Below are 8,625 nucleotides of genomic sequence, written 5' to 3'. Positions count from 1 at the left end.
GCGCGAGGGCGGGTCGACGACCGAGCTTTCCCGTTTCATGTTCCATGGCCGCAGCGACGGCCGGCACCACGAGGCGGCGATCGAGCGGCTGGACACGCCGTTCGGTGCGGTGACGGCGGCGGCGAAGCTCGACGGGGTGCGGCCGTTTCCGCTGACCGGCGATCTCGGCTATTCCGGCAAGGTCAACAACGAGGCGGTGCAGGTGGGCGGCCATCTGAGCGGCTCGCTGGAGAATCTCATCGGCGAACTCGATGCCAGCGGCATGAAGCTCGCCGGCCATGCGCGAGTCGAGGCGACGCTGTTCGGCGACGTACCGTTGCAACGCGCCACGCTGACCTTCGACCACGTCAACCCGCAGGCGTTTGCGCCCGGCGCGCCGTTGGCGGATCTGGCGGTGCGCGCTGAATTGCAGCCGGTGGGGCAGGGCGCGGCCAGTGGGGCCAGTGGGGGGAGTGATGCCGGCGCGGCGAGCACCGCCAGTGCCAGCAGCGCAGCCGGCAGCAATAGCGTGGGCCAGAACAACGCCGCCGGCATTACCGAGCCACATGTTGTCAAAAACGGCAAAGGCGGCGTCCACGCCGATGCGGCAGAAAAAGGCGCGGCAGGTTTCGCCGTTGCCGGCCATGTCTCGATCGTCAACGCCAAACCGGGTGCGATCGACCAGAATCTGCTGCCTTTGATCGACGCGCAAACCGATGTGCACCTCGACGCCCAGGCGCAGCGCATCTCGAACCTGAAGGTGCGGCTCGTGAAGAGCGCCACGCTCACCGGCGGCGGCGCGCTGACCGGCAAGCACGGCCAGTTCGATCTGCAAGTCGCCGGGCTCGACCTGAACGCGCTCGAAGCGACCGTACGGCCGACCCAGCTTTCCGGTCCGATCGGCATCCGTCTTAACGACGACGTGCAAAGCCTGACCCTCGATCTCGCCGACCCGAAAGCCGGGTTGCGCGCGCAAGGCAAGGTGACCTTCGACCCCGCGCGCATGAGCTTCAACGACGTGCGTGTCACGTCGGGCAAAGGCCGCATCGATCTGTCCGGCGCGCTTAAGCACGACGCGAATTCCACCTACAACCTGAAAGCGCAACTGACCGATTTCGATCCGTTGACGCTGACTTCGCAGATGCCGTCGCGGGCGCCTGTAACGGGCCCGGCGCCCAAGGCGCTCACGCAAGGCGCGGCGCAAGCGGGCAGTACGGCCGGTGCGAAGAGCGCGGCCCCCGGCGACAAAGCCGCCGCCGCGGTAAAGAACACCGCCAAAGCCGCAGTGCGAACCGAAGTGGTTCAACGCAAAGCGCCGCCGCCCAAACGCGCCGCACCGCCCGCCCGCAAGATCGAGGCACGCGTGAACGGTACGCTCACCGCGGCCGGCATGCTCGGCCCGGTCTTCACCACCAAGGCTGAATTCAAACTCGGTCCGAGCGTCTACGACGGCCTGCCGTTGACGGGTGGCGGCGTGGTCCAGTTGGCCGGCTCGCGGATTCTGCCGAGCCGCGCGAATCTCTCGGTGGCGGGCAATCAGGTGGACTTGCAAGGCAGCTTCGGCGCGCGCGGCGACCGGCTGCGTTTCCGCGTCGATGCGCCCGAACTCGAGCGCCTCGGTTTCGGGCTCGCCGGTCTCGTCGCTGCGGATGGCGACGTCACCGGCTCATTCGCGCATCCGAATGTCGTGCTGAACTACAAGGCAGACAGTGTGGTGTTCAGCAGTAACCGCATCGGTCATGCGGAAGGTCACGCCGAACTGCGCGACGGCGCGAACGGAGCGCTCGTCTTCACGACCGACGCGCGAAATCTCAGTGCCGGCGGCGTCGATCTGACCACGCTCACGGCGCGCCTGTCCGGTACGCGCGCCAACCACACGCTGGAGGCGGCGGCTACCGGCAAACTGCAGGACCGTCCACTCGATCTGACGCTCGCCGCCAACGGCAAGCTGACCGAAGCACGTGACGGCACGCGCTGGGACGGCACCGTGACCCGCCTGCAGAACCGCGGCACGCCGGCGCTGAATCTCGAGTCGCCGCTTTCCGTGAGCGCCGGACCGGACCGCCTGACGCTTGGCGCGACACGTCTCACACTCGAAGGCGCGGTGTTGAGCCTCAAATCGTTCGCCTTCGACCACGGCAAGATTCAGTCCGCGGGTACCTTGACCGACATTTCACTCGCGCGCCTGCAAGATCTGCGGCGCGAAATCACCGGTACGCCACCGGCCGTCAAAACCGATCTGGTATTCGACGGCGACTGGGATTTCGCACTCGGCAGCACCGCGAGCGGCCACATCCAGTTGAAGCGTCGCGGCGGCGACGTGACGGTCGAAATCGGTCGTGGTTTGACCTCGCTGGGCATCACGGATATGAGCGCGCGCGCCGAATTCAGCGGCGGCAACCGGCTGAATGCAACCGTCCACGCGCAGGCCAGCCGGATCGGCGTGGTCGACGCCGACGCGCACACCACCCTCGTGATGCGCGACGGCTTTCTGGCCGTCAACGAAGAGGGCGCGCTCACCGGCAATGTGAATGCGAACGTGCCGTCGCTGAAAACGACCGGCGGCCTGTTCGGCCCGAGCTATCTGCTCGACGGCCACCTCGCGCTGAAACTCGCGCTCGGCGGCACGGTCGCCAAGCCGAATCTGACGGGGTCGCTGCTCGGCGACGGTTTGTCGGCGACGATGGTCGACCAGGGCGTGCAGTTGAAGGACGGTGTGGTGCGCATCGCGCTCTCACAAAATCTGGTGGACTTCCAGCAGGTCGAGTTTCACGGTGCGAGCGGCACGTTGCGCGCCACCGGCCGTGTGCGTCTGGATGGCGCGGAACCGGATCTGTCCGCGAGCATCGTCGCGGATAAGCTGGAGTTGTTCGCGGCGCCGGACCGCAATCTGTCGCTGTCGGGCAGCGCGAGCGTGGCGAATGCCGGGGCCGAAGGCGGCATGGCGATCAACGGCAAATTCGTGGTCGATCACGCGCTGTTCGATATGCCGGAGCAGTCCGCGCCGAAGCTCGGCGACGACGTGGTGGTGGTGCGTCCGGACGGCACGGTGGCGGGCGAGCGGCCGGCGCCGGTGGCGGGCACCAACAAGCCGATCGGTCCGTTCGCGCCGCGCGCCAATATCGACATCAGTCTGGGCAACAGCTTCCGTTTCCGCGGACAAGGCGCGGACCTTGGCCTGAGCGGCACGATCACCGCGATGAGCGCGCCGAACCTGCCGTTGCGCGCGGTCGGCAATGTTCGCGTGACGCAGGGTTCGACCTACACCGCGTTCGGGCGCAAGCTCAACATCGAGAACGGCTTCTTCACGTTCAACGGCCCGGTGGCCAATCCGGGCATCAACATTCTGGCCATGCGCCGCAACCAGCAGGTCGAGGCGGGCGTGCAGGTCACGGGCACGGTCCAGTTCCCGGTTGCGAAGCTGATCTCCGAGCCGAACGTGCCGGATAACGAAAAGCTCTCATGGCTGTTGTTTGGACACGGCACGGACCAGGGCAATAACCTCGGTCAGCAAAGCACCATGACGACCGCGCTCGCCTTGCTCGGCAGCGCGAGCGGTAAACGAATTGCGCAGACCTTCGGGCTCGACGAATTTTCGATCGGGCGAAGCGAAGTCGGGTTGACCGATCCTCAGGTGGTGATGGTGTCGAAGGCAATCAACGAGTGGCTCGTGGTCGGCTACGAGCAGGGTCTGCAGTCGGCGAGCAATGCGATCAAGGCGACGGTGAACCTCACGCGCTATTGGTCGGTGGCGGCATATGGCGGTACGTTCGACGGCATGGAACTGCTTTATACACGGCGCTTCGACCGGATCCGGTGGTGATGATGGAGGTGACGGCGGTGGCCGTGGTCTGAGCAACGCCACGGCACAAAAAAAACGGCACGCCTTTTAAAGCGTGCCGTTTTTTTTGATACCCGCAGCGTTCGACGCCGCGCGCTTTATTTCACGCGCATGCCCGGCTTCGCGCCGCTATCCGGTTCGAGGACGTAGAGGCCCGGTTCGGCTTTCTCGTCAGTTGCCGAGGCCGCCAGCACCATCCCTTCGGACAGGCCGAACTTCATCTTGCGCGGTGCGAGGTTCGCGACCATCACCGTCAGCTTGCCGATCAGTTGCTCCGGCTGATAGGCCGACTTGATGCCCGAGAACACGTTACGCGTCTTCTCTTCGCCGACGTCGAGCGTCAGTTGCAGGAGCTTGTCCGAGCCGTCCACCGCCTTGCAGTCGACGATCTTCGCGATGCGCAGATCGATCTTGGCGAAGTCGTCGATCGAGATGATGCCGGGCGTTTCATCCTTATCGGCGGCGGCTGCTTTCGCAGCCTTCGACTTGGCCTTCGCATCCACCGGCGCCGCAGCTTCCGGCGTGGCTTGCAGCGAGTCGCGATTCGCTGCGATGAGCGCTTCGATCTGCTTCGGATCGACGCGCGTCATCAGGTGCTTGTATGCGTTGATCGGGCGCGTGGACGAGAGCGGCACGTTCGCGTCGGCCCACACCAGCGGCTCGATGCCGAGGAAGGCTTCGACCGCTTCCGCCAGCTTCGGCAACACCGGCTTGAGCGCCAGCGACAGCAGACGGAACGCCTCGATGCTCACGCTGCAGGTTTCGTGCAACGCGACCGCACTAGCCGGGTCCTTCGCCTGATCCCACGGCTTGGAAGTGTCGACGTACGCATTGACCGCGTCGGCCAGTTCCATGGTCTGGCGCAGCGCCCGGTTGTACTCGCGCGCCTCATAATTCGCGGCGATTTGCGGCACGGCGGCGCGCAGCGTGGCGAGCAGCGGGTGCTGCATGGCGCTGTCTTGCACGCGACCCTCGAAACGCTTGATCAGGAAGCCGGCCGCGCGGCTCGCGATGTTCACGTACTTGCCGACCAGGTCGCTGTTCACACGCGCCTGGAAGTCGTCGAGGTTCAGGTCGAGGTCTTCCATCGTGCTGTTCAGCTTGGCGGCGAAGTAGTAGCGCAGCCATTCCGGATTCAGGCCCGTGTCGATCACGCTTTGCGCGGTGATGAACGTGCCGCGCGACTTCGACATCTTCGCGCCGTCCACCGTCAGGAAGCCGTGCGCGAACACGTTGGTCGGCGTGCGATGACCCGAGAATTCGAGCATGGCCGGCCAGAACAGCGTGTGGAAATACAGAATGTCTTTGCCGATGAAGTGGTACTGCTCGGCGGTCGAACCCTTGCGAATCCACGCGTCGAAGTCGAGGCCGCGCTTAACGGCCAGGTTCTTGAAGCTCGCGTAATAGCCGACCGGTGCGTCCAGCCACACGTAGAAATATTTGCCCGGCGCGCCCGGAATTTCGAAGCCGAAATACGGCGCGTCGCGCGAAATATCCCAGTCGGCGAGCTTGGCTTCGCCGGCGTCGCCGAGCCATTCGCGCATCTTGTTGGTGGCTTCCGGCTGCGCGAGGCCGCTGACCCAAGCGCGCAGGAAATTCTCGCAGCGCGGATCGGACAGGCGGAAGAAATAGTGCGTCGAGGTCTTACGAATCGGCGTGGCGCCCGAGACGACCGAATACGGGTTGATCAGCTCGGTAGGCAGGTAAGTCGAACCGCATACCTCGCAGCTGTCGCCGTATTGATCCTTCGCGCCGCACTTCGGGCATTCGCCCTTGATGAAACGGTCCGGCAGGAACATTTCCTTGACGGGGTCATATGCCTGTTCGATGTCGCGCGCTTCGATCAGGCCCGCTTCCTTGAGCGCAAGGTAGACCGACTCGCTCAACACGCGATTCTCTTCGGAATCGGTCGAGTAGTAATTGTCGAACGAAATCCCGAAGCTGTCGAAATCGCGTTTGTGTTCCAGCCAGACGCGGTCGATCAGCTGCTTCGGCGTCAGACCTTCCTTTTCCGCGCGCAGCATGACCGGCGTGCCGTGAGTGTCGTCGGCGCCCACGTAGTAGACCTCGTGCCCGTGCATTCGCAACGTCCGGACCCAGATGTCCGTCTGGATATATTCGACCAGATGGCCGATATGGATTTGCCCATTCGCATACGGAAGGGCCGACGTGACGAGGACCTGGCGACGGCCTGACGGCGCGCCTGCGGAGAGATCGGTTGCGGGTGCTGACATAAGGATGGTGGGAGCCTGCGATGGGACGAAACGTTGATTCTAGCAGGGCAGGCGCCCGGCGCGGGCTGGGCCACCTAGGCCGCGGCTGGGTCGGTGCCGGGGCAGGACGGTGTGTCCCCAAGGGGATTTCCTGCGGGGCGAAAACCGAGCGCCCAAAAAAAAACCGGGGCTATTAACCCCGGAGCAACAACGACAAGAGGAGAATGGTGACGCGGCGGCTTCGCCAGCCACGTACCGTAGAGACAGACCGCGGATTTCCGGCAGAGTTCGAAATTTTTTTCGTTCTCGAGCGAGATTTTCTTTCCTCCGCTTTTTACGGCTTGCCGGACGCCGGTGGAAACATTGGCAAGAGCCTGGCGCCCGGTTGCTTCTTCCTCTTTCAGGCTTGCGCCCTTATTGCGTGGCGTGTTGAGCCGTGGCGCGCAGATAGATTTCCACGCGACGGTTTGCTGCACGGCCGGCTTCGGTGTTGTTGTCAGCGACCGGCTGGTTCTGGCCCATGCCGCTTGCCGACAGGCGTTGCGGCGCGACGCCGCGTTGCCCCAGATAGCCCGTCACGCTTTCCGCGCGGTTGACAGACAGTGTCTGGTTGTAAGCCGGCTGACCCGTGCTATCCGTGTAGCCGATTACCTGGGCGATCAGTTCCGGATTCTGCTGCATGGTCTGCGTCAGCTGATCCAGCACCGGCGTGAAAGACGGCTTGACCGCGTAGCTGTTGGTGTCGAACGTGACCGAGCTCGGGATGTTCAGCTTGAGTGAGCCGTCCGGCTGTTCGGTGATCTGCGTGCCGGTGCCCTTGGTGGCGCCCGACAGCTTGTTGTGAATGGCTTGCCAGTTGTAGCCGGTGATGCCGCCGACCGCTGCGCCGGCGCCCGCGCCGATCGCCGCGCCCTTGCCGCCGCCGAAGATCGCGCCGATCGCCGCGCCGGTGGCGGCGCCCACGCCCGTGCCGACGGCCGTGTCAGTGCCTTGTTGGGATGCGCAGCCTGCCAGCAACGAGCCAGCAACGGCGAAAACGGCAAGGCGAGTCATGATTTTTGCATTCATTTTTTGATTCCTCTTGAGTGAAGCAGGTGGAAGCGATAAATCTATACGCCGGACGTGACGGCCGTAAAGCGCGCAAGTCGACAATACGAGAATCCTGCGTCTTCCCTGGTCCCGGTCCGACAGTGGAGAAGGGTCTTCCGGCAAGGCTTGGCGCCAGCCACTACAATGATGACTGAAGTACGCAGCGATGCGACCCCATGGCGTTCCGCCTGCCCGAAGGGTGCATGGCGCGCCTGGTTTTAGCAATGGTGCCTAACAATTTTTTTCAAATTCCGGCGCGTGCCCGAAACTTGGATTCCGCCGCGCCGCAAGTGTTCCCCACGGAGTGTCAATGAGTATCGATCGGGCTTTGGTCGACGCTGCCCTCGCGGCCGTCACTGACCCCAACACGGGCAAGCCCTACGTGGCTGCCAAAAACGTTAAGAACGTGGCCGTGGAGGGTCACACGGTCAGCCTCGAGGTGGTACTCGGCTATCCGGCCAAACGGCAATTTGAAGCGGTCCGCACGCAATTCGCCGACGCGCTGAAGGCCGTTCCCGGCGTGGCGAACGCACGCGTCGAGGTGTCCCAGAACATCGCTGCGCACACCGTGCAACGCGGCGTCAAACTATTGCCGAACGTTAAAAACATCGTCGCGGTGGCGTCGGGCAAAGGCGGGGTCGGCAAGAGCACGACCGCCGTGAACCTCGCGCTGGCACTGGCGAGCGAAGGCGCGTCGGTCGGCATCCTCGATGCGGATATCTACGGCCCCTCGCTGCCGATGATGCTTGGGATTGTCGGCCGTCCCGAATCACCCGACGAAAAGTCGATGAACCCGATGACCGGCCACGGCTTGCAGGCCAACTCGATCGGCTTTCTGATCGAGCAGGACAACCCGATGGTGTGGCGCGGCCCGATGGCCACCTCAGCGCTCGAACAGCTGCTGCGGCAGACCAACTGGCAAGATCTCGACTACCTGATCGTCGACATGCCGCCGGGTACCGGCGACATTCAGCTGACCTTGTCGCAGCGCGTGCCGGTGACGGGCGCCGTGATCGTCACGACGCCGCAGGACATCGCGCTGCTCGACGCGAAGAAGGGCCTCAAGATGTTCGAGAAGGTCGGCATTCCGATCCTCGGCATCGTCGAGAATATGGGTATGCATATCTGCTCGAATTGCGGCCACGAAGAGCATATCTTCGGCGCGGGTGGCGGCGAGCGGATGAGCAAGGAATACGGCGTCGACGTGCTCGGCAGCCTGCCGCTCGATATCGCCATCCGTGAGCAGGCCGACTCGGGCAAACCCACCGTCGTGGCGGACCCAGATGGACGTATCGCCGGGATCTACCGGTCGATCGCGCGCAAGGTTGCGATCCATATCGCCGAACGGGCTCGCGACATGACCTCGAAGTTTCCCAGCATCGTTGTCCAGAACACCTGAGTAGCCGTTCGGATGAGGGGCCAAAGCGGGGCCAAGGCGTCAATTTGCGCCTGGTCTCGCGGTATCATGTCGACTTCACAAGTTCGGCTCGGCGGCCGCAGGGG

4 protein-coding genes are annotated in these 8,625 nt (G+C 64.1%); 2 read left to right on the top strand and 2 right to left on the bottom strand.

The genetic code is table 11. The features are described 5' to 3' along the window. Positions 1-3,802, top strand: a 3,802-nt coding sequence (locus GNZ13_RS23425) for a translocation/assembly module TamB domain-containing protein (protein ID WP_172168499.1), incomplete at its 5' end; no start/stop codon positions are given. Between the two features lie 116 nt (positions 3,803-3,918). Here GNZ13_RS23425 and metG read toward each other — a convergent pair. Both metG and GNZ13_RS23415 read right to left on the bottom strand, forming a co-directional pair. Next, on the bottom strand, positions 3,919-6,054 hold the full coding sequence (metG, locus tag GNZ13_RS23420) for a methionine--tRNA ligase (protein WP_172168497.1): 2,136 nt from the start codon (positions 6,052-6,054) through the stop codon (positions 3,919-3,921). Positions 6,055-6,447: 393 nt separating this feature from the next. After that, positions 6,448-7,101 carry an OmpA family protein gene (locus tag GNZ13_RS23415; RefSeq protein WP_172168488.1) on the bottom strand — a complete coding sequence of 218 codons (654 nt, stop codon included), beginning with the start codon at positions 7,099-7,101 and terminating at the stop codon, positions 6,448-6,450. Positions 7,102-7,432: 331 nt separating this feature from the next. On the opposite strand from GNZ13_RS23415, the gene apbC reads away from it, so the two are divergent. Next, positions 7,433-8,521, top strand: a complete 1,089-nt coding sequence (gene apbC, locus GNZ13_RS23410) for an iron-sulfur cluster carrier protein ApbC (RefSeq protein WP_172168486.1) — start codon at positions 7,433-7,435, stop codon at positions 8,519-8,521. Positions 8,522-8,625 lie beyond the last annotated feature (104 nt).

It is taken from the genome of Paraburkholderia elongata, from assembly GCF_013177735.1.
GTDB classification, from domain to species: domain Bacteria; phylum Pseudomonadota; class Gammaproteobacteria; order Burkholderiales; family Burkholderiaceae; genus Paraburkholderia; species Paraburkholderia elongata.
Note: the sequence above shows the minus strand (reverse complement) of the source record. Positions and strands in the feature narration are given on the sequence as shown.

What these genes read in the sequence shown, in the direction of transcription:
- metG (WP_172168497.1), bottom strand. Translation starts at nt 6,054, where the DNA reads ATGTCAGCACCCGCAACCGATCTCTCCGCAGGCGCGCCGTCAGGCCGT.
- GNZ13_RS23415 (WP_172168488.1), bottom strand. Translation starts at nt 7,101, where the DNA reads ATGAATGCAAAAATCATGACTCGCCTTGCCGTTTTCGCCGTTGCTGGC.
- apbC (WP_172168486.1), top strand. Translation starts at nt 7,433, where the DNA reads ATGAGTATCGATCGGGCTTTGGTCGACGCTGCCCTCGCGGCCGTCACT.